This window comes from Stenotrophomonas sp. TWI273 (assembly GCF_039674765.1).
GTDB lineage: Bacteria > Pseudomonadota > Gammaproteobacteria > Xanthomonadales > Xanthomonadaceae > Stenotrophomonas.
Map to the genome: position 1 here is coordinate 16,468 of NZ_JBDJOA010000014.1, position 20,087 is coordinate 36,554.

Sequence of the window (20,087 nt, forward strand, 5' to 3'; positions counted from 1 at the left end):
CAGTGACGCTCGCCCTGTCCTGCAGTTTCAAGAATCCCCGACGGGATGGCGCCAAGGATGGCGCACTGTAATGGACCGCTGCCATGCAAGACTCCGAAGCCCCCGCACCCCGGCGCAAGCGCCGTGTCCAGGAACAGACGCCGGTCCAGCGGGCGTTGGGGCTGCTGGTGCGCCGCGAACACTCGCGTAAAGAGCTGACCCGCAAACTGCAGGCCCGCGGCATCGAGAACGAGGCCGCCGAAGCAGCGGTCAGCAAGCTGGCCGAGGCCGGCTGGCAGGATGACACCCGCTTTGCCGAGAATCTGGTCCGGATCCGGGCCAACACCGGCTATGGACCGATCCATATCCGCGCCGAACTGGGCACGCATGGCCTGGACAGCGACCAGATCGCTGCGGCCATGGACACCTTCGAAGGCGATTGGACCGAGAATGCCCGCGACCTGGTCTGCCGCCGTTTTGGCGAGGCCGGCCCGCAGGAACTGCCTGCACGGCGCAAAGCCGCCGATCTTCTGGCCCGCCGGGGGTTCCCCGGCGACAGCATCCGCCAGGCCACCCGGTACGACCCTGAGGACTGAGCGGCCCGGGCCTGATACCCTTTGTGGTTTCGGCGGTCCTGCAGTTGACACCCGGCCATTGGGGCTGCGTGCCAGGGACTGACCGGCCCGCACAAAGCCAGCCCCCCATGAACGCATCCGTCAAATTCACTACCTCCCAGATCCGCAGCGATTTCCTTGAGTTCTTCAAGGGCAAAGGCCACACGATCGTGCCGTCGGCGCCCCTGGTGCCGGGCAATGATCCGACCCTGCTGTTCACCAACTCCGGCATGGTGCAGTTCAAGGACGTGTTCCTTGGCGCCGAGAAGCGCAGCTACGTGCGCGCGGCCGACGTCCAGCGCTGCCTGCGCGCCGGTGGCAAGCACAACGACCTGGACCAGGTCGGTTACACCGCCCGCCACCACACCTTCTTTGAAATGCTGGGCAACTGGTCGTTCGGCGATTACTTCAAGAAGGACGCCATCGCCTGGGCGTGGGAGCTGCTGACCCAGGTCTGGAAGCTGCCGGCCGAGCGCCTGCTGGTCACCGTGTACCAGACTGATGACGAGGCCTACGCGCTGTGGCGCGACATGGTCGGCATTCCGGAAGAGCGGATTGTGCGCATCGGCGACAACAAGGGTGCGCCGTTCGCGTCGGACAATTTCTGGCAGATGGCCGAGACCGGTCCGTGCGGCCCGTGTACCGAAATCTTCTATGACCATGGCGACCACATCGCCGGTGGCCCGCCGGGCTCGCCGGATGAAGACGGTGACCGTTTCATCGAGATCTGGAACCTGGTCTTCATGCAGTTCGACCGCCAGCCCGATGGCACCCTGGTGCCGCTGCCGGCCCCGTGCGTGGATACCGGCATGGGTCTGGAGCGTCTGGCCGCGATCCTGCAGCACGTCCACACCAATTACGAAATCGACCTGTTCCAGGCGCTGATCCGCAAGGCCAGCGAGCTGACCGGCATGGCCGATCTGGAGAACAAGTCGCTGCGCGTGATCGCCGATCACATCCGCGCCTGCTCGTTCCTGATCGTCGATGGCGTGCTGCCGTCCAACGAAGGCCGCGGCTACGTGCTGCGCCGGATCATCCGCCGCGCCCTGCGCCATGGCTGGATGCTGGGCGTGCGCCAGCCGTTCTTCAGCAAGCTGGTGCCGACCCTGGTCGAGCAGATGGGCGTGGCCTATCCGGAACTGCCGGCGCAGGCAGACACGGTGGTGCGCGCGCTGCAGGCCGAAGAAGAGCGTTTCGCGGAAACGCTGGATTCGGGCATGAAGATCTTCGACGACGTGGCCGCAAAGGTCAGCAACGGCGTGATCCCGGGCGTGGATGCGTTCCGCCTCTACGACACCTACGGCTTCCCGCTCGATCTCACCCAGGACATCGCGCGCGAGCGTGACCTGATCGTGGACATCGAGGGCTTCAACGCCGCGATGGACACCCAGCGCGAGACCGCGCGCGCGGCCGGCAAGTTCGGCGGCGGCGTGACCCTGTCGGCCGATCTGGTCGCCACGCTCAAGCCGACCGTGTTCCTCGGGTATGACCGCCTGCAGGCCGACGATCTCACCGTGGTCGCCATCCTCAAGGACGGCCGCCCGGTGGAGAGCGCCAAGGCCGGCGACGACGTCATCGTGCTGACCAACCAGACCCCGTTCTATGCCGAATCCGGTGGCCAGGTCGGCGACAACGGCACCCTGTCCGGCGCCGGCGTGCAGGTGGACGTCAGCGATACCCAGAAGTTCGCGGGCCAGTTCCATGGGCACGTCGGCAAGCTCACCGCAGGCAGCCTGAAGGTCGGCGACGTGCTGTCCGGTCAGGTCGATGGCCAGCGCCGTGGCGCGACCATCCTCAACCACTCGGCCACCCATCTGCTGCACGCCGCCCTGCGCGAAGTACTGGGCACCCATGTGCAGCAGAAGGGCTCGCTGGTCGCCCCCGATCGCCTGCGCTTCGATTTCTCGCACTTCGCGCCGATCAGCGCCGAGGACCTGGCGATCATCGAGCGCAAGGTCAACGAGCAGGTGCGTGCCAACAACGCCGCTGAAGTCCACAACATGGGCATGCAGGAAGCGCTCGACTTCGGCGCGATGGCGCTGTTCGGCGAGAAGTACGGCGAGCACGTGCGCGTGCTGAAGATGGGCGACTACTCCACCGAACTGTGTGGCGGTACGCATGTCTCGCGCACCGGCGACATTGGTCTGTTCAAGATCACGTCCGAAGGTGGCGTGTCCTCGGGCGTGCGCCGTATCGAAGCGGTGACCGGGCAGGGCGCGTTGGATTATGTGGCCCATGAAGAAGCCCAGCTGAGCGAAGCGGCGGCACTGCTCGGCGGCAACGCCGGCGACGTGGTCGACAAGATCCGCCAGCTCGGCGAGCGCCAGAAGAAGCTCGAGCGCGAGCTCGAGGCGCTCAAGGCCAAGCAGGCGGCCGGTGCGACCGCCGATCTTGGTGGCGCCGCGGTCGAGGTCAACGGCATCAAGATCCTGGCCGCGCGTCTGGAAGGCTTCGATGCCAAGGCGCTGCGCGATGCGATCGACCGGCTCAAGCAGCAGCTTGGCGATGCGGTGATCGTGCTGGCCGGCACCCAGGACGGCAAGGCGGCCCTGGTCGCCGGTGTGAACGGCAGCGCAATGGGCAAGGTCAAGGCCGGGGAACTGTTGGCCCATATCGCCAGTCAGATCGGGGGCAAGGGCGGCGGCCGCCCGGACCTCGCCCAGGGTGGTGGTGAGGACGGGCCCGCCCTTGCTTCTGCACTGGCCGCCGTCGTCGACTGGGTCACCCCCCGTATCTGAACAGCCTGAAGCCTCCTGCTCCTTGATGGGTCGGGAGGCCTGACGGTACTATGGCGAATCTTTTCCCGTTGTCGTGGGGCGCTCTTGCCGGGGCGCCAAGCCGGTGGGGAAATGCCACCACCGGTTCCCCTGGAGACTTGAACAAATGTTGATCCTGACTCGCCGTGTAGGCGAAACCCTGATGATCGGTGACTCGGTCAGCGTGACCGTGCTCGGCGTCAAGGGCAACCAGGTGCGTATCGGTATCACCGCTCCGAAGGACGTGGCCGTGCACCGCGAAGAGATTTATCAGCGGATCCAGCGCGGTGATGAGCCGAATGCATCCGGAAGTGAAAATTCTTCGGATTAAGGCTTTACCTGAGGGCGCGGAAAACGTTATTATTCGCGCCCCCGCTGAGATGATTCATCGCAGCGGCGGACCAAGAACACTGGAGCGGTGCCCGAGTGGCTGAAGGGGCTCCCCTGCTAAGGGAGTATAGGGCTTAAAACTCTATCGAGGGTTCGAATCCCTCCCGCTCCGCCAGTTGTAGAAAAGGCCTTCGTACGCAAGTACGGAGGCCTTTTTCTTTGTGCGATCCGGTTCAAATGGCCGACTTGCAGACCGCCTCGATCCGATGCCCGTCCGGGTCGATCAGGAACGCGGCGTAGTAGTGATCGCCATAATCCTCGCGCAGCCCCGGCGCCCCGTTGCAGGTGCCGCCAACCGCCAGTGCATCGCGGTGGAACGCGTCCACCGCCTGGCGCGAGGGCGCTCCAAAGGCCAGGTGGAATCCGGCACCGGGTGGCGAGGCATCGGCCCGCAGTTTCAGGCACAGCAGATCCTCGTCCTCGACATATCCATACCCGATCGCCTCGTCGTCTTCGAAGACGCGGCGCATGCCCAGCGCACCGAGCGCGGCATCGTGGAAGGCGGCGGCACGCGCGAGATCGCGCACGCCCAGGGAAAGGTGATGCAGCATGGTGGTGCGCTTCCGTGGGGAATGTGGCGCGCAGCGTCGCATGAAACAGGCGGAAGGCGCGCCGCCCGACGCATTCGGATGGCGCATGCAGTCGATCCCCAATCATCATTGGTGCCGACGCGGCGGCTCGGCTACGGTCGTTGTCCTGCGGCGTCCCACCGGGCGCCCCCGTGGAAGGAGCAGGAACATGTCGATGGAACGGAGGTCACTGCGTGGCTGGGTGGTCGTGAGCATACTGATGGGCATGGTCATGCCGGTCAGTGCCGCCTCGTTGGAAGAGCGGCTGCATCGGGCGGCGGAGAAGGGCGATGCCACTGCGGTGCGTACGCTGCTGGGGCAGGGCGCCCGCGTGGATGCGCGCGGCGTGGCGAAGGCGACACCGTTGCTGGTCGCGACCCACCACAACCACGTGGAGGCCGCACGTGCGCTGATCCAGGCCGGTGCTGACGTCAATGCCAAGGATGCGATCCAGGACAGCCCGTACCTGTACGCCGGTGCGCGAGGCCATCTTGAGATCCTGCGCGCGACACTGAGTGCTGGCGCCGACCTCAAGAGCACCAACCGCTACGGCGGCACCGCACTCATCCCAGCGGCCGAACGCGGGCACGTGGAGACCGTGGCGACGCTGATCGCGGCCGGTGTCGATGTGGATCACATCAACAAGCTGCAGTGGACCGCGCTGCTGGAGGCGATCATCCTCGCCGATGGCGGCCCGCGACATGTGGAGATCGTCCGTCAGCTCATCGCGGCAGGCGCGGATGTGAACCTGCCCGACGGTGAAGGCGTGACCCCGCTGCAGCATGCACGCCAGCGCGGTTACCGCGAGATGGAGGCGCTGCTTCTGGCAGCGGGTGCGCGTCCGGGCTGAGCGACGCGCAACCGGACAGGGTGGATGGATGTTGCCACTGCGTTGACGCCGCACAGGCATGCTCTGCACCGCTGCTCTGCCAAGGTGTGTGCTTCGCCCCCCCGCAGAAACAGGAGTCGCCGTGAACGCACGTCGCCACTTCCTTTCCGTTGCCGCCGCCGGCACGGCCGCGTTCGCCGCCGCCCCATTGATGGCGCAGTCGGCCGGCCCGGGCAGCGTCCTGCCCACCCGCGGCCAGGCTTCAGCGAAGCCCTTGCCCGGCAATCCCGCGCGGCAGGGCGGGCGTTACCGGCCGCAGACCCGCCTGGGCCTGGGCGGCGTCGCGATCGGCAATGGGTTTGCGGCCGCGACCGATGCGCAGAGCGAAGCCAGCCTCGCCGCAGCCTATGCCGCGGGCGTGCGCTATTTCGATACGTCACCCTGGTACGGGCTCGGCCTGAGCGAGCGTCGTTATGGCCATCATCTGCACAACCACCCGGCGCGCGAGTACACGCTGTCGACCAAGGTCGGGCGCCTGCTGACGGCGACCGCCGGTGAGTTGCAGGACGTGATGTGGAAGGACCCGTCGCCATTCCATTACCGTTACGACTACTCCGCCGACGGCACGCGGCGTTCGGTGGAGGACAGCCTCAACCGGCTCGGTGTGTCGCAGCTGGACGTGGTCTTCATCCATGACCTCTCGCCGGACAACGAGAAAGACCTGGGCATGCCTTGGGAGCAGCGTTTCGCGGAAGCAGCGAAGGGCGCGATGCCGGCGCTGACCCGCATGCGCGAGGAGGGGTTGATCAAGGCGTGGGGCTTCGGTGTGAACCGTCCCGAGCCGGCCCTGCGTGCGGTGGCCGAGGCGGATCCGGACATCTTCCTGCTCGCCTGTCAGTACTCGCTGCTGGACCACGAGCAGGCGTTGCATGACACCTTCCCCAGGATCGCCGCACACGGTGCATCGGTCGTGGTCGGCTCGCCGCTGCTGGCCGGCTACCTGGCCGGGCGTGATCGCTATCTGTATGACGGCAAGGTGCCGTCGTGGGCGCCGGAGAAGCGCGCGAAGGTGCAGGTCCTCTGCGAGCGCCATGGTGTGGATCTGCGCACCGCGGCGCTGCAGTTCGCCGATGCGCCGGAGGTGGTCTCGGCGGTCATTCCCGGCGCGCGGACGCCCGAACAGGTGCTGGCCAATGTCGCCTCCATGTCCGTGGCGATTCCGGCCGCATTCTGGGCCGAGCTCAAGCAGGAGAAGCTGATCGCCTCGGATGCCCCGGTGCCCCGCGGCTGACCCCCACGCCCCGCCTGACCCGGGGCGACCCCCGAACGCCTTCTGCCTCAACGGTCGCGCCATCTTCCACTGGCGGCCGGGATGCGGCATCATGCCGCCCATTCGTTCCCTCCAGCCGCCGCCAGAGGAGTCCCTTCCTGCCTGGAGGCATTGCCGTGTCCGTCGTTCCGTTCCGTGTTGCCCCGATCCATTCGGGTCGCCGTCGCGCTTTTCCCTCGCGCTCCCCGCTGATGCAGGCGATGGCCTGCGTGCTGGGCCTGGCCCTGTCCGCCTCGGCCGTGCAGGCCGAAGAGGCGCCGGCGGGGGACGCCCCTGCCAAGGACGGCGCACAGACCCTGCAGACCGTGCAGGTTACCGCCAACCAGCTCGGCACCGTGACCGAAGGCAGTGATTCCTATACGCCCGGCACGATCGCCACGGCCACCCGCCTGGTGCTCAGCCCGCGCCAGACCCCGCAGTCGATCAGCGTGATCACGCGGCAGGAAATGAACGACTTCGGCCTCAACGGCATCGATGACGTCATGAAGGTCACGCCGGGTGTGAGTATCGTCACCTACGACAGCGAGCGCACCGAGTACTACGCGCGCGGCTTCGCGGTACAGAACTTCCAGTACGACGGCATCCCGATGGCGCGCGATTCGGCGTACTCGGCCGGCAACACGCTCAGCGACATGGCCATCTACGATCGCGTGGAAGTGCTCAAGGGCGCCACCGGCCTGCTGACCGGCATGGGCGATCCGGGTGCGACCATCAACCTGGTGCGCAAGAAACCCACCCGGGAGCTGGCCGGCAGTGCCACGCTGGGCGTCGGTTCGTGGGACAGCTACCGCGCCGAAGTCGATGTCGGCGGGCCGCTGACTGAGAGTGGCCGCGTGCGCGGCCGCGTGGTCGGCGCCTACCAGGACAAGCATTCCAATGTCGACCACTACCAGCGCAGCAATGAGGTGTTCTACGGCATCCTGGAAGCCGACCTCGGCGAGAGCACGCTGCTGACCGTCGGTGCCGATTACCAGGACAGCGATCCGGAAGGCTCCAGCTGGGGCGGTATTCCCCTGCTGGACAGTGCAGGCAACTTCAACGACATGCCGCGCTCGTTCAACAACGGCGCGCGCTGGAGCCGCTGGGGCCAGTACGCCCGTACCGGCTTCGCGACGCTGGAGCACACCTTCGGCAATGACTGGGTCGCCAAGCTGCAGCTCAATCACCAGGTCAACGGCTATGACGCCTCGCTGGGCGCGGCGGCCGGTGGCAATCCGGATCCGGTCACCGGTGAAGGCGTGAGCATGTGGCTGGGCCAGTACATCGGCAAGACCACCAGCAACGCGGCCGATCTGTACGTCAGTGGCAAGTTCGAGTGGTTCGGCCGCCAGCACGAGCTGGTCGTCGGTGGCAGCGTGTCGCGCAAGCGCTGGGTCAACAATGGCTACTCGCCGCAGCCGGGCTATGTCAGCAGCGTTGCCGACTACTACGCCTGGACCGGCGATGTGCCCGAGCCGGACTGGCAGTGGGGCTACGGTGACAACCAGGTCACCCGCGAAAGCGGTGCCTATGTGGTGGGCCGTTTCGACCTGGCCGATCCGCTCAAGCTGATCGTCGGCAGCCGCATCGCCAACTACAAATCGCCGGATACCGACGAGAGCGGTGTGGTCGTGCCTTACGCCGGCCTGGTGTACGACCTCAACCGCAACTTCTCCGTCTTCGCCAGCTACAGCACCATCTTCAAGCCGCAGGGCAACCAGGACGAACAGGGCCGGGTGCTGGATCCGCTGGAAGGGCGCAGCTACGAAGCGGGCCTGAAGGCGGAGTTCTACGACGGTCGCCTCAACGCCAGTGCGGCGGTGTTCCAGCTGGAGCAGGACAACTACGCACAGCCGACCGGCGGCAGGACGCCGAGTGGCGGGATCGCCTATGAAGGCCTGATGGGGGTGCGCACCAAGGGTTACGAGCTGGAGGTATCGGGTCAGCTGGCGCCGGGCTGGCAGGTCCAGGGCGGCTACGCGCACAAGATCGCGCGCCAGCAGTCCACCAAGGTCTCCACGCTGGAGCCGGAAGATCAGTTCAGCGTGCACACCAGTTACCGCCTCACCGGTGTGGCTGACGGCTGGAGCGTTGGCGGGGGCGCGCGCTGGCAGGGGAGCACGTTCGGCACCATCACCAACCCGGCCACCGGCGGTAGCCAGCTCCACCGCACCGAGCCCTACTGGCTGCTCGATGCCATGGCGCGTTACCAGTTCAACGACCAGCTCTCGGCAACGCTCAACGTCAACAACCTGCTGGACAAGCACTACTACACGATCTTCAGCTGGTACAGCACCTACACCTGGGGCGAGCCGCGCAACGTGCGGCTGACGCTGAACTACCGATTCTGATCCACGCAACGCACGACACCCCGGGCAACCGGGGTGTCTGCGTTTGAAGCCGGCCGGTTAAAGCGCCAGCTCGAACACGATGACTTCCGCGTCGTTGGCGTTTTCCAGCGTCAGCTGCGCCTCGTCACTGACCTGCAGCGCATCGCCGGTCTCCAGCGTGATGCCGTTGACCTGCAGCTGCCCGCGGGCCACCTGCACGTACGCGCCGCGGCGCGGGGCCAGCGGCAGGTGGACGCGGTCGTCACCGTCCAGGATCGTGGCGTAGATGTTCGCGTCCTGGTGGATCAGCAATGAGCCGTCACGGCCATCGCGCGAGGCGATCAGGCGCAGCTGGCCACGCTTGGTTTTCGGCGCGAAATGCGTTTCCTGGTAGCTCGGGGTGATGTTCTCCTGATCGGGGAACAGCCAGATCTGCAGGAAGTGCACCGGCTCGTCGGCTGAGTGGTTGAACTCGCTGTGGCTGACGCCGCTGCCGGCGCTCATGCGCTGCACATCGCCGTAGCGCAGCACCGAGCCGGTGCCCATCGAGTCCTTGTGCTCCAGCGCGCCGCCGAGCACGTAGGAGATGATCTCCATGTTGCTGTGGCTGTGCGTGCCAAAGCCCTGGCCGCCCTGCACGCGGTCTTCGTTGATCACGCGCAGCGGTCCGAAGCTGGTATAGCGCGGGTCGTAATAATTGGCGAAGGAGAAGGTGTGCATGGAGTTCAGCCAGCCATGATCGGCCTTGCCACGGGTGTTGCTCTTGCGGATCTGCAGCATGGGAATCTCCTGGGTGTTCGATGGTTTCGATGGCGGTCCGGGGCGTTCACTGTCGTCCCCTTTCCTGTTGCGGCCAGTATCCGCTTGCGCCGCCCGCTTGAAAAACGGATAGTTTTGCAAGCCATCATCGAAAAATTCGAATGCTCAAGCTCAGCCTCGACGCCCTGCAGATCCTAGATGCCATCGACCGCCGCGGCTCGTTCGCTGCGGCCGGCAAGGCCCTGCACAAGGTGCCTTCGACCATCTCCTACACGGTCTCCAAACTGGAAGAGGACCTGGGCGTGCAGCTGTTCGATCGGGTGGGCCCGCGCGCGCACCTGACCCCGGCTGGGGAAGCGTTGCTGGAGGAGGGGCGCCATCTGCTGCGGGCGGCGCGGGAGCTGGAGATGCGGGTGCGGCGGGTTGCCTCCGGCTGGGAGGCCGAGCTGACCGTGGCGGTCGACTCGATGTTCCTGCCGGCGCTGCTGGCCGAGGACGTGCGTGCCTTCAATGCGGTGGCCGAACAGACCCGGATACGGCTGATCAGTGAATCGCTGTCGGGTACCTGGGAGGCGCTGCTGGACCGGCGCGCGGACCTGCTGGTCGGCGCGGCGGGCGAGGGCCCCAGCGGCGGGGGCTATGTGGTCGAGCCGATGGGCGTGGTGCGTTTCGTGTTCGCGGTGGCGCCCTCGCATCCGCTGGCGGCCGCGTCCGAGCCGCTGGGCCGTGAGTCGTTGGCCGCCCACTGCGCGATCGCCGTGGCCGATTCGGCGCGGCGGCTGCTGCCGCGCACGGTCGGGCTGCTGATGGGGCAGGAGACCGTGACCGTGCCGGACATGGTCAGCAAGTTCCGCCTGCAATGTGCCGGGCTCGGTTTCGGTTTCCTGCCCGAGCCGTACGTACAGCGGGCGGTGGCGCAGGGCCGACTGGTGATCAGGCAGGTTGAGGAGCCCAAGCCGGACGAGACGTTCTGGCTGGCCTGGCGCACTGGCGAGGAGGGGGCCGCGCTGAAATGGTGGCGCGAGCGCATGCAGCGCCCGGAGGTGCTGGATGGCTGGTGGCCCACCATGGAAGGCTGGCTGGGCTGATCGCAGGCCGGGCAGGGGCCTGCGGCGATGCCGCTGCCCGTCCGTTCAAGCTGAATGCTGACTTGGCTGTCATCGGATGGTCATCTGGATGCGATAGAGCGGCGCTGACGTGATCGGTACCCTGCGCGACTCGTCTGGTTTTTCCGATTCTGCCCATGAAGCGCTTGCTGCTGTTGCTGCTGGCCGGGGCTGGCCTGTGGCTGGCTGCCTGCTCCTCCTTGACCTCCACCGCCGCCTCGACCTCGTTGAGTGATCGGCTGATCGCGCCCGGCGGCGTATCCACGCTGCTGGACATGCCGCGCATCGCCGAAGCGGTTGAGAGTGTGCCCAACCGGCACGGTCTCGTGACCGGCCGCGCCGGCGTGCCGATCTTCTGGCGTGCGTTCGACCCGGGTCAGTACGGGCTGCATTACCAGTACCTGCCCCAGCACCATGACAACGGCGAGCCGCTGCGTACCGGCATGGCGCTGGACCTGCCGCACCCGTTCCAGCCGAAGGCACCGCGCGGCACGGTGGTGCTGCTGCACGGCTGGATGATGAACGGTGATGCGATGCTGCCGTGGTCGCTGCAGTTGGCGCAGTCAGGCTATCGCGTGGTCACCATCGACCTGCGCAATCATGGGCATTCCGGCGCCGGCCCGTCCGGTTACGGGACGTTCGAATCGGATGATGTGGTCGATGTCATCGCTGCGCTGAAGGCACGCGGGGAGGTGGTCGGGCCGCTGTATCTGTTCGGCGTTTCCTACGGCGCCGCCACCGCGCTGTTCACCGCCGACAAGCTCGGCGACCAGGTCACCGGCGTGGTGGCGATGGAATCCTTCGCCAATGCCGGCGATGCGATCCGCAGCATGATCCCGCACCTGATGTCGCTGCAGCCGACCGCGTGGAAGGCGCAGGCCATGGCCGCCTATGGGCGCTGGCGCTACGGTGGGCAGGATATCGACCAGGTGATCGCCGCGGCCAGCCAGCGCCTGGATCTGGACCTGGACCGCGTCGATGTCACCCGCGCGCTGGCCGACAGCCGTACCTGCGTGCTGCTGCTGCACGGCCAGGACGATCAGCATGTGCCGGTCGGGCAGGGCCGTCGCCTGGCCGCCGCCAGCCCGCGCGTGCACTACATCGAGATGCGGGGCGAAGACCACATCACCCTGCCGCTGCGCGTGGATCTGCTGGGCGGTGTGGTGGATGACTGGCTGGCGCACGACGCCCATGCCGGTGGTGGCTGCCCGGCGCCGGCACTACCGGGTGACAGCCGGCACCCACGCAAAAAAAAACAGCAACCGATGGCTGCTGTTTTCGTCGATGCAATGGTGCGCCCGGAGAGATTCGAACTCCCGACCGCCTGGTTCGTAGCCAGGTACTCTATCCAACTGAGCTACGGGCGCATTTGCATTGTCTGGTTGTGTGTCCTGCCGCGCGTGTTGCCACGTTCGACGGGAAGGCAAGCAAGCTTGCCGTTCGATGTAATGGTGCGCCCGGAGAGATTCGAACTCCCGACCGCCTGGTTCGTAGCCAGGTACTCTATCCAACTGAGCTACGGGCGCATTTACATCGAATTTTTACTGCTGATACCGACGGCGAAATCGATACCCTGTTGATGGTGCGCCCGGAGAGATTCGAACTCCCGACCGCCTGGTTCGTAGCCAGGTACTCTATCCAACTGAGCTACGGGCGCGTCAACAGGAGCGGAATTATGCGGATCGGCGTCGCATTCGTCAACGGTTTTTGTGAAGGTCTTCATTCAAATGAACGAAGAAGCTGCTCCACCACGGCTTCCGGCGTTTTCATCCAGGCGAAGTGATCGGCACGCGCACCCAGCATCTGCGCACTGACCACGCTGAGCTGCGCACGCATGCCCGGCATCTTGGCCAGCAGGCCCTGCATCGAGCCCGTCGGTGCCAACCAGTCGTGGTCCATCACCACGGCGGCCGCCTGGCCGCGCAGATCGCGCATCGCGGCCTCCAGATCGGTCGCCATGCCAGCGGCCGCGTAGTGATTGTTGAGGCCCACGCGCGACCAGTCGCGGATCAACCCGCGCGCCTCGGTGCCACCAAAGCCGAGCTTCTTGCCGTGCAGGGCCCCTTGGCGCTGGGCCAGCCAGGGCAGGAAGCGATACACCAGCGGCAGGGTCCAGCCACGCGGGGCCGGGAAGGTGCGCCAGTACGGCGTGCCGCTGGCGACCAGCCACACGCGGGCGAAGCGCTGCGGATGCAGACCGGCGAAGCAGCAGGCCAGCTGACCGCCGAGACTGTGGCCGCCGATGATCAAGGGTGTTGCAGCGTCTCCGGCCACGTTTGCCAGGCTCGCCGGCAGGTCCTGCTCGAGGAGGTCGCGATAGCCCCAGTCCTGCGTGCGCGACGGGCGCAGGCTGCTGCTGCCGTTGCCGCGCCACTCGTGCAGGTACACCGCAATGCCACGCGCAGCGAGCGCCTCGGCGAACGGCAGGTAATGGCGCGCGGCCACGCCCAGCGCCGGCAGCCACAGCAGGCGTGCGCGTGGCTGCGTCGGCACGCGCGCCAGCAGTTCGAAGCGATGCCCGTCTTCGGCCTGCACAGGCAGGGGCGAGGCGTCGATCATGCCGGGCGTGCCGCACCGAAGTGGTCGATCACCAGCACCTCGCTGCGGCCCGGGTAATACCCGCTCTGCAGGCCACGCGCGACGTAATCGATGGCCGCTTCGCAGGCATTGGGCAATGACAGCCCCTGGCACAGCTGCGCGGCGATGGCCGAGGCCAGCGTACAGCCGGTGCCGTGCGCATCCACCCGCAGGCGGGTATGGATGAATTCTTCGCGGGTCACACCGTCGAAGTAGCGATCGATCACGCGACTGCCTTCGTCCAGATGCCCGCCCTTGAGCAGTACCGCGCCGGCGCCCAGCTCCAACAGCGCGTCGGCGGCATCTTCGGCCTCCTCGGCGGTGACGATGCGGCGGCCGAGCAGCAGCTCCGCTTCGGGGGTGTTGGGCGTCAGCAGCGTCGCCAGTGGGATCAGGCGCGTGCGCATCGCCACCAGTGCGCTGTCTTCGAGCAGCTTGGCGCCGCTGGTGGCGACCATCACCGGATCCAGCACCACGTGCGGTGGGCGGTGCTTTTCCAGTGCGTCTGCCACCAGTGCGATCACCTCGGCGTTGGCCAGCATGCCCAGTTTCACCGCATGGATATCGAAATCGGCGAAGCAGGCATCGATCTGCGCCTGCAGGAAGTCCAGCGGCGGCACGTGTACGGCGGTAACGCCGCGTGTGTTCTGTGCGGTCAGTGCGGCGATCGCCGACAGGCCATGCACGCGATGGGCGGCGAAGGCCTTCAGGTCGGCCTGGATGCCGGCACCACCGCCGGAATCGGAGCCGGCGATGGTCAGGGCGGAAACGGGGCTGGAAGGCGTCATGCCCCAATTGTGCAATGTTTGTCGCGGCAGTGCTGCCGCGCCCTCAGCGCGCCCGCAGCAGTGCCCACTGCCGGTACAGCACGTAGCCCACCCCGGTGCCGCCGGTGAGCAGTGCCGGGGCGAGCAGGGCGTCGTAGCCGAAGCGCAGGAACAGCATGGCGCCCATCACGCCGCCGGCCAGGAAGCCGCTGACGATCAACCCGCTCAGGGTCAGTCGACGGATCGGCAGCGGCAGGCCGCGCATCAGGTGGCCCAGCCCGATCCCGAGATCGGTGAACATGCCGCTGAGATGGGTGGTGCGCACCACCGCGCCACTGAAGGTGGTGGCCATCGCGTTCTGCAGGCCGCACGCCATCGCCGCGGCCAGTGCCCCCCAGATCTGCTGCTGTTTGAACAGCGGGATCGCGATCAGCAGCAACAGCGATTCCAGTGCCAGCACTGCGCCATAGCGGCGGCCCAGTTGCAGGCCGCTGTCCTGGATGATCACGCCGCTGAGCGTGGCGCCCACGCAGAACGCGATCAACAGCCCCCACAGGTGCCCGACCACGCGCCAGTCGCGTTGGGCCAGCGCCATGCCGAGCTGGCTGGTGGTGCCGGTCATGTGGCTGACGGCCTGGTGTTCGAACCCCAGGAAGCCGACCACGTTGACCATCCCGGCCACGCAGGACAGGGCGATCGCCCCGATCCAGACCCAGGTGGGCAGCCGGATGCTCATCCGGCGTGCGCGGTGGTGGTCACGTCACGATCAACGGCCCGCGGGCGGGCCGTTGAACTGCACATCCGAGAAGCTGCCGCTGGCCGGATCGAACAGCGCGCCCCAGAACTGCGCGCCGCCATCGCAGACCCGGATTGCATCGCGCGCTGGATCGATGTCGGCATCGTCAGGCAGATGGAAGGCGTTGAGATAGATCAGCTGCCGGCCGTCCATCTCGATGCCGACATATTGGCGGTCGAAATCGGCAGCCTTGGGCACCTGCGTCTCCAGCGACGGCAACCGGGCTTCCAGCTGCTCCACCTGTTGGCGGCTGGGCGCCCAGTAGCCGGTGACGCGCCCCGGCTCGCGGCCGGGGCTGGAACGCGAGCAGGTATCCAATACCTGGGCGGCGACGACGGGGCGGGTCACCACCCAGGACTGGCCGGTCTTGATCGCGGTCGGGACGCTGGCGCCCGGCCGCGTATTGGCAGGCGTGCAGGCGGCCGCCAGCGCAGCAAGCGCCAGCGGCAGGACGGCACGGGACAGGGAACGGCTCACAACACCTCCGAGGCGTAATCGGCCAGGCGCGAACGCTCGCCACGGCGCAGCGTCACGTGCGCGCTGTGCGGCCAGTTCTTGAAACGGTCCACCGCGTAGGTCAGGCCCGAGGTGGTCTCGGTCAGGTACGGGGTATCGATCTGTTCGACGTTGCCCAGGCAGACGATCTTGGTGCCCGGGCCGGCACGGGTGATCAGGGTCTTCATCTGCTTGGGGGTGAGATTCTGCGCTTCATCCAGGATCAGATAGCGTGACAGGAACGTGCGCCCGCGCATGAAGTTCAGCGAGCGGATCTTGATCCGGCTGGCGATCAGGTCGTTGGTCGCCGCCCGGCCCCATGCGCCGCCTTCCTGGGTATGCGTGAGCACTTCCAGGTTGTCGGTCAGCGCGCCCATCCATGGGGTCATCTTCTCTTCCTCGGTACCGGGCAGGAAGCCGATGTCCTCGCCGACGCTGACCGTGGCGCGGGTCATGATGATCTCGCGGTAGCGCTGCTGGTCCATGGTCTGTGCCAGGCCCGCGGCCAGCGCGAGCAGGGTCTTGCCGGTGCCGGCGGTGCCGAGCAGGGTGACGAAATCGATCTCCGGGTCCATCAACGCATTGAGCGCGAAGTTCTGCTCGCGGTTGCGCGCGCTGATGCCCCACACCGCATGGCTGCCGTGGCGGAAATCGTTGACCAGCGACAACGTGATCTTGTCGCCGTCCACCTTGGCCACGCGCAGTTCGACTTCATCGTCGCCCGGCAGGTAGGCGTACTGGTTGGGGTGCCAGCTCTCGTCTTCGCTGGCGATGATTTCGTAACTGGTGCGGCCCTTGTCGCTCCAGCTGCGCAGGTTGTCGGTGTGCTTCTTCCAGAAGTCTTCCGGCAGTTCGGTGGCGCCGGTGTAGAGCAGGCTGAAATCGTCCAGTGCGCGGTCGTTCTCGTAATCCTCCGAGACGATGCCGGCAATCGCGGCCTTGATCCGCAGGTTGATGTCCTTGGAGACGAACACCACCGGAATCTCGGGCACCTGTTCCTTCAGCGCCAGGATCGCGCCGAGGATGGCGTTGTCCGGAATCACCGCGCCGAAGCTCTTGCCCGCATCGAAATGACTGGTCTGGAATCGCAGCAGGCCCACGCTCTGCTTGCCGCGCAGCTGCAGCCCGTTCGGGCGTTGCAGCGGGATGCCGTCGGCCAGGTTGTCCAGGCCCGAGGCCTGCACCAGCTCATTGAGGAAGCGGCTGACCTGGCGCGCGTTGCGGCTGGCCTCGGTGGTGCCCTTCTTGCCGTTGTCCAGCTCTTCGATCACCTGCATCGGCAGGTAGACATCATGCTCCTCGAACTTGAACAGCGCGGTCGGATCGTGCATGAGCACGTTGGTATCCAGTACGTAGATGCGCTTGCCTCGGGTCATCGTCAATTCCTGGTGGCAGAACAGGGACAAGCCATCACGACCTGCGGGGCAGGGTGATGACCATTGGGGGTGCCGGATTGATCACTGGGTTTTCGCGGCCTTCAGGGCTTCAAGGACGGTGTCTGCGTGGCCGGCCACTTTGACCTTGCGCCACACCTGCACGATACGACTGTCCGGCGAAATGAGGAAGGTGCTGCGCTCGATGCCACGCACCTGCTTGCCGTACATGTTCTTCAGCTTGATCACGTCGAACGCGGTGCACAGCGCTTCATCGCCATCGCTGATCAGCGGAAAGGCGAAGCCCTGCTTGGCGCAGAAATTATCGTGGGATTTGACCGAATCGCGGGAGACGCCGAAGACGCGGGCGCCGGCCTTCGTGAACTGCGGGAGCAGCGCGTTGAAATCGATGCCCTCGGTGGTGCAGCCCGGGGTGCTGTCCTTGGGGTAGAAGTACAGCACCAGCCACTGGCCGGCCAGATCGCCGAGGGTGGTGGTCTCGCCGCCGGACAACGCCAGCGGCAGTGCGAGGGTGGTGCTGTCCAGGGTGTCGCCGTCGTTCATGGGTTCCTTTCCGGATCCTGGGGTAGATCTACTACAACTGCATGAAACCCCGCGCGCCCGTGACGAACGCGCGAAGCATCAGAACTTCATCGGGTCCATGATCGCATCGAGGTTGAGGTGATCGCAGAACTCGAGGAAATCATCACGCAGCGCGGCAATGTGCATGTTGGCCGGCACCCCGATCGTGACCTGCGCGGAGAACATTTCCGCACCGGTCTGCATCGCGCGGTAACGCGTGCTCTGCAGGTTTTCGATGGTGATGCCCTGGCGGTCGAAGAAATCGGCCAGCTGGAACAGGATCCCCGGCTTGTCGGCGGCGATCACTTCCACGATGTAGGGCAGCAGGTTGGACTGCGCCTGCTTGGCACCGGTGCGGTACCAGACCAGCTTCAGGCCTTCCTCGCGCTCCAGCCGGGTCAGCATCGCCTCCAGCTTGGCCACCGAGTCCCACGAGCCGGTGGCCAGGGCGGTGACGGACACGTCGCGCCCGACCGTGGCCAGGCGGGCATCGACCAGATTGCAGCCACTGTCGGCGATACGCCGGGTCACAGGCAGCAGGGGGGACTCCGGATGCGTCGTATAGGCGTTGATCAGGAGGTGGTTTTCGGTCGGCGCAGGCCGCGGCGTGGTGTCGGTCAAGAGGGTTCCGGGTGATGCAAGGTGAGTCTGAACGGCCGGCGACGGCACGTTCGCCGGAGTCCAGCATACTTGCCCGCGCTTTCGACCCGCAAGTAACATGCAACGTACATCTGGCCGGCGTTTACGCAGGCCCGGTGCCCCCTTTCTTCCGAGCACGATGTCCTTGTCCCTTTCCGGTCTCATCACCGCGCTGGCGACGCCCTTTCAGGCGAACGGCGCATTGGATCCCGACGGTTGGCAGCGCCTGCTGCACCTGCAACTGGAGGGTGGTGTTCACGGGGTGGTGGTGGCCGGTTCGACCGGTGAAGCCGCTGCCCTGTCCGACGACGAATACGACCAGCTGCTGCGCAGTGCGGTAAAAACCGTCGCCGGACGCATCCCGGTACTGGCCGGGACCGGCCTGTCGGGGACGGCCAAAACGATCGAGCAGACCCGTCGTGCGGCCGCCAACGGCGCGACCCATGCGCTGGTGGTGACCCCGCCGTACGTGCGCCCGACCCAGGCCGGCCTGATCGCGCATTACCGCGCGGTGGCCGACCAGGGCGGCCTGCCGGTCATCCTGTACAACGTGCCCGGCCGTACCGGCTGCGACATGCTGCCCGAGACCGTGGCCGAACTGGCGCGGCACCCGAACATCGTGGGCATCAAGGAGGCGGTCGGCGATGTGGGCCGCGTCAATGCCCTGCTGGCGCTGCGTTCGCCGGACTTCGCCATCCTCAGCGGTGACGACGGTACGGCCGCGCGTTCGATCCTGTCCGGCGTGGACGGCCTGATCTCGGTGGGCTCCAACGCCCTGCCGGGCGCCTACCGCCGGATGTGCGACCTGGCGGCAGCCGGGGAACGCGAGGCGACCGAGTCGTGGGATGCCCGTCTCGAGCCGTTCCATGAATTCTGCGGCGTGGAGTCCAACCCGATCCCGGTGAAGGACCTGCTGCGCCGGATCGGCATTGGTGATGGCCTGCGCCTGCCGCTGCTGCCCTTGTCCGCGGCCCATCACGCCGCTGCTGAACACCTGGCCACCGATATCGGTGCGCTGGAAGCACTATCCAACCACTGATGTCAGTGGTCACCCAGGAGATTCCCATGCGTCAATCCGTTTCCGCCTTCCGCGTGCTGTCCTTCGCGATCCTGGCTACCGCCACCCTCGTCGGCACCACCGGTTGCTTCAAGCGCGGCGCCAAGGGCGACTACGCCCTGGCCCCGGAAGTTCGCCCGCTGGAAGTGCCGCCGGATCTGAACGTCCCGGCCGGCCAGGCTGCCGCTACCGCTGCCACCAGCTCCTCGCTGGCCTCGCAGGCGGCGCGCCCGGCCCCGGCCGCGAACCCGGCGGCCGCCAACAATGCCGGCTTCACCGTGCCGGGCACCAAGGAAGAGGTGTTCGCCAAGGTCGGTACCGCCCTGGAGACCGTTGCAGGCGTGAAGATCGCCAGCAAGGCCCAGCTGCTGGGTTCCTACGATGTGGCCTTCGAAGGCAGCGACTTCCTGGTCCGCGTGGTCGCCGTCGATGCCGGTGCTTATGTGTCGGCCGTCGACCCGCGTGGCCTGCCGGCCACCGCGGCGGCCCCGACCAAGCTGCTGGGTGAGCTGAAGGCGAAGCTGGCCCCGTAAGGAGGCCTGCGGTAGGTCCGCTCGCTGGCCGGGCAGGCAGGCATGCATCCCGTGCCTGCCCGGGTCTGACGCTGATGGCGTTGGGGCGAAGGGCAGCCGGCCAGCGGCCGGCACTACCGGGGATCCGGTTGGGGAAACAAAAAGGGCGCCCTAGGCGCCCTTTTTCGTTTGCGACGTGCCGCGGCTCAGCGTTCCAGAAGGGGCAGCTTGTCCGGCTTGCCGTCCCATTCGCCGGCATCGGCGGGCGGGTCCTTGCGCACGGTCAGCACCGGCCAGGCCTTGGCCAGCTCGGCGTTCAGGGCGACGAACGCTTCCTGCCCGGCGGGCACGTCGTCTTCGGGGAAGATCGCGTTGACCGGGCACTCCGGTTCGCACAGGGTGCAATCGATGCACTCATCCGGGTCGATCACCAGGAAGTTGGGGCCTTCGTGGAAGCAATCCACGGGGCACACTTCCACGCAATCGGTGTGTTTGCACTTGATGCAGTTTTCGGTGACGACGAAAGGCATGGGGAAATCCGGCGTTAAGCCGACCAATTCTAGAACAGGTTGTGGCTGAATGCTGGCGTGGCGTGCTCAGACAGCGCGCCTCGATACCTGATCAAGTGCGGGCGGCCCTTGTGCAACA

Annotated in this window: 19 protein-coding genes, 4 tRNA genes and 1 pseudogene; 11 read left to right on the top strand and 13 right to left on the bottom strand. The window is 66.5% G+C overall.

Annotated elements, in window-relative coordinates:
- Window positions 1-83: 83 nt before the first annotated feature.
- The 4 genes from recX (at window position 84) to ABE571_RS15280 (ending at window position 3,854) form a co-directional block, all read left to right on the top strand.
- Complete coding sequence (recX, locus tag ABE571_RS15265) at window positions 84-575, top strand: recombination regulator RecX (protein WP_123728918.1); 492 nt, start codon at window positions 84-86, stop codon at window positions 573-575.
- Between the two features lie 107 nt (window positions 576-682).
- Complete coding sequence (gene alaS, locus ABE571_RS15270; RefSeq protein WP_313212551.1) at window positions 683-3,331, top strand: alanine--tRNA ligase; 2,649 nt, start codon at window positions 683-685, stop codon at window positions 3,329-3,331.
- 145 nt (window positions 3,332-3,476) lie between these two features.
- Complete coding sequence (gene csrA / locus ABE571_RS15275) at window positions 3,477-3,680, top strand: carbon storage regulator CsrA (RefSeq protein ID WP_019183311.1); 204 nt, start codon at window positions 3,477-3,479, stop codon at window positions 3,678-3,680.
- 81 nt (window positions 3,681-3,761) lie between these two features.
- Window positions 3,762-3,854 (top strand) — tRNA-Ser (locus ABE571_RS15280).
- Between the two features lie 58 nt (window positions 3,855-3,912).
- Here the strand turns inward: ABE571_RS15280 and ABE571_RS15285 are convergent.
- Complete coding sequence (locus ABE571_RS15285) at window positions 3,913-4,290, bottom strand: VOC family protein (RefSeq protein ID WP_313212552.1); 378 nt, start codon at window positions 4,288-4,290, stop codon at window positions 3,913-3,915.
- A gap of 238 nt (window positions 4,291-4,528) precedes the next feature.
- Here ABE571_RS15285 and ABE571_RS15290 point away from each other — a divergent pair, with 238 nt between their 5' ends.
- From ABE571_RS15290 to ABE571_RS15300, 3 genes are all read left to right on the top strand, one after another.
- Complete coding sequence (locus ABE571_RS15290) at window positions 4,529-5,158, top strand: ankyrin repeat domain-containing protein (RefSeq protein WP_346494050.1); 630 nt, start codon at window positions 4,529-4,531, stop codon at window positions 5,156-5,158.
- A gap of 121 nt (window positions 5,159-5,279) precedes the next feature.
- Entirely contained in the window at window positions 5,280-6,428 is a 1,149-nt protein-coding gene (locus ABE571_RS15295; RefSeq protein WP_313212554.1) for an aldo/keto reductase, read from the top strand.
- 230 nt (window positions 6,429-6,658) lie between these two features.
- The gene (locus tag ABE571_RS15300) at window positions 6,659-8,797 is read left to right on the top strand and encodes a TonB-dependent siderophore receptor (RefSeq protein WP_346483039.1); all 2,139 of its coding nucleotides are present in this window, start codon (window positions 6,659-6,661) and stop codon (window positions 8,795-8,797) included.
- A gap of 57 nt (window positions 8,798-8,854) precedes the next feature.
- Here the strand turns inward: ABE571_RS15300 and ABE571_RS15305 are convergent, their stop codons facing one another.
- Window positions 8,855-9,556, bottom strand: a complete 702-nt coding sequence (locus tag ABE571_RS15305) for a pirin family protein (protein WP_346494022.1) — start codon at window positions 9,554-9,556, stop codon at window positions 8,855-8,857.
- A gap of 140 nt (window positions 9,557-9,696) precedes the next feature.
- Here ABE571_RS15305 and ABE571_RS15310 point away from each other — a divergent pair, with 140 nt between their 5' ends.
- Together ABE571_RS15310 and ABE571_RS15315 are read left to right on the top strand one after the other, a co-directional pair.
- Window positions 9,697-10,623, top strand: coding sequence for a LysR family transcriptional regulator (locus tag ABE571_RS15310; RefSeq protein WP_346494024.1), 927 nt, complete (start codon window positions 9,697-9,699; stop codon window positions 10,621-10,623).
- Window positions 10,624-10,778: 155 nt separating this feature from the next.
- Window positions 10,779-11,867, top strand: a pseudogene (locus ABE571_RS15315) (alpha/beta fold hydrolase); the annotation flags it as partial.
- Between the two features lie 64 nt (window positions 11,868-11,931).
- On the opposite strand, the gene ABE571_RS15320 reads toward ABE571_RS15315, so the two are convergent.
- The 10 genes from ABE571_RS15320 to ABE571_RS15365 form a co-directional block, all read right to left on the bottom strand.
- Window positions 11,932-12,008 (bottom strand) — tRNA-Arg (locus ABE571_RS15320).
- A gap of 82 nt (window positions 12,009-12,090) precedes the next feature.
- A tRNA-Arg gene (locus ABE571_RS15325) sits at window positions 12,091-12,167 on the bottom strand.
- Window positions 12,168-12,221: 54 nt separating this feature from the next.
- Window positions 12,222-12,298 (bottom strand) — tRNA-Arg (locus ABE571_RS15330).
- Between the two features lie 62 nt (window positions 12,299-12,360).
- Window positions 12,361-13,200 (bottom strand): alpha/beta fold hydrolase, encoded by an 840-nt coding sequence (locus tag ABE571_RS15335; protein ID WP_346494026.1) that lies wholly within the window; start codon window positions 13,198-13,200, stop codon window positions 12,361-12,363.
- Window positions 13,197-14,006 (bottom strand): bifunctional hydroxymethylpyrimidine kinase/phosphomethylpyrimidine kinase, encoded by an 810-nt coding sequence (gene thiD, locus ABE571_RS15340; RefSeq protein WP_313212559.1) that lies wholly within the window; start codon window positions 14,004-14,006, stop codon window positions 13,197-13,199. Before thiD ends, ABE571_RS15335 begins: the two co-directional genes overlap by 4 nt.
- 43 nt (window positions 14,007-14,049) lie before the next feature.
- Window positions 14,050-14,721, bottom strand: a complete 672-nt coding sequence (locus tag ABE571_RS15345) for a YoaK family protein (RefSeq protein ID WP_313212560.1) — start codon at window positions 14,719-14,721, stop codon at window positions 14,050-14,052.
- Between the two features lie 30 nt (window positions 14,722-14,751).
- A complete protein-coding gene (locus ABE571_RS15350) occupies window positions 14,752-15,231 on the bottom strand; it encodes a hypothetical protein (RefSeq protein ID WP_313212566.1) in 480 nt (159 codons plus the stop codon).
- A 23-nt stretch (window positions 15,232-15,254) separates the two neighbouring features.
- The gene (locus ABE571_RS15355; protein ID WP_313212561.1) at window positions 15,255-16,652 is read right to left on the bottom strand and encodes a PhoH family protein; all 1,398 of its coding nucleotides are present in this window, start codon (window positions 16,650-16,652) and stop codon (window positions 15,255-15,257) included.
- Between the two features lie 81 nt (window positions 16,653-16,733).
- Entirely contained in the window at window positions 16,734-17,213 is a 480-nt protein-coding gene (locus ABE571_RS15360) for a peroxiredoxin (protein ID WP_176989669.1), read from the bottom strand.
- A gap of 78 nt (window positions 17,214-17,291) precedes the next feature.
- A complete protein-coding gene (locus tag ABE571_RS15365; protein WP_019183297.1) occupies window positions 17,292-17,852 on the bottom strand; it encodes a glycine cleavage system protein R in 561 nt (186 codons plus the stop codon).
- Between the two features lie 163 nt (window positions 17,853-18,015).
- Between ABE571_RS15365 and dapA the strand changes: the two genes are divergently transcribed.
- A complete protein-coding gene (gene dapA / locus ABE571_RS15370) occupies window positions 18,016-18,909 on the top strand; it encodes a 4-hydroxy-tetrahydrodipicolinate synthase (RefSeq protein WP_346483353.1) in 894 nt (297 codons plus the stop codon).
- A gap of 26 nt (window positions 18,910-18,935) precedes the next feature.
- Entirely contained in the window at window positions 18,936-19,460 is a 525-nt protein-coding gene (locus ABE571_RS15375; protein ID WP_346494028.1) for a hypothetical protein, read from the top strand.
- Between the two features lie 185 nt (window positions 19,461-19,645).
- Here the strand turns inward: ABE571_RS15375 and fdxA are convergent, their stop codons facing one another.
- Window positions 19,646-19,969: a ferredoxin FdxA gene (gene fdxA / locus ABE571_RS15380; protein ID WP_137189155.1), complete on the bottom strand. Its 324-nt coding sequence runs from the start codon at window positions 19,967-19,969 to the stop codon at window positions 19,646-19,648.
- Window positions 19,970-20,087 lie beyond the last annotated feature (118 nt).

Coding starts and splice junctions, on each gene's coding strand:
- csrA (WP_019183311.1), top strand. CDS start 3,477: ATGTTGATCCTGACTCGCCGTGTAGGCGAAACCCTGATGATCGGTGAC.
- recX (WP_123728918.1), top strand. CDS start 84: ATGCAAGACTCCGAAGCCCCCGCACCCCGGCGCAAGCGCCGTGTCCAG.
- ABE571_RS15300 (WP_346483039.1), top strand. CDS start 6,659: ATGCAGGCGATGGCCTGCGTGCTGGGCCTGGCCCTGTCCGCCTCGGCC.
- ABE571_RS15355 (WP_313212561.1), bottom strand. CDS start 16,652: ATGACCCGAGGCAAGCGCATCTACGTACTGGATACCAACGTGCTCATG.
- fdxA (WP_137189155.1), bottom strand. CDS start 19,969: ATGCCTTTCGTCGTCACCGAAAACTGCATCAAGTGCAAACACACCGAT.
- ABE571_RS15310 (WP_346494024.1), top strand. CDS start 9,697: ATGCTCAAGCTCAGCCTCGACGCCCTGCAGATCCTAGATGCCATCGAC.
- thiD (WP_313212559.1), bottom strand. CDS start 14,006: ATGACGCCTTCCAGCCCCGTTTCCGCCCTGACCATCGCCGGCTCCGAT.
- ABE571_RS15290 (WP_346494050.1), top strand. CDS start 4,529: ATGGGCATGGTCATGCCGGTCAGTGCCGCCTCGTTGGAAGAGCGGCTG.
- ABE571_RS15360 (WP_176989669.1), bottom strand. CDS start 17,213: ATGAACGACGGCGACACCCTGGACAGCACCACCCTCGCACTGCCGCTG.
- ABE571_RS15375 (WP_346494028.1), top strand. CDS start 18,936: ATGCGTCAATCCGTTTCCGCCTTCCGCGTGCTGTCCTTCGCGATCCTG.
- ABE571_RS15305 (WP_346494022.1), bottom strand. CDS start 9,556: ATGCTGCAGATCCGCAAGAGCAACACCCGTGGCAAGGCCGATCATGGC.
- ABE571_RS15345 (WP_313212560.1), bottom strand. CDS start 14,721: ATGAGCATCCGGCTGCCCACCTGGGTCTGGATCGGGGCGATCGCCCTG.
- ABE571_RS15285 (WP_313212552.1), bottom strand. CDS start 4,290: ATGCTGCATCACCTTTCCCTGGGCGTGCGCGATCTCGCGCGTGCCGCC.
- ABE571_RS15335 (WP_346494026.1), bottom strand. CDS start 13,200: ATGATCGACGCCTCGCCCCTGCCTGTGCAGGCCGAAGACGGGCATCGC.
- alaS (WP_313212551.1), top strand. CDS start 683: ATGAACGCATCCGTCAAATTCACTACCTCCCAGATCCGCAGCGATTTC.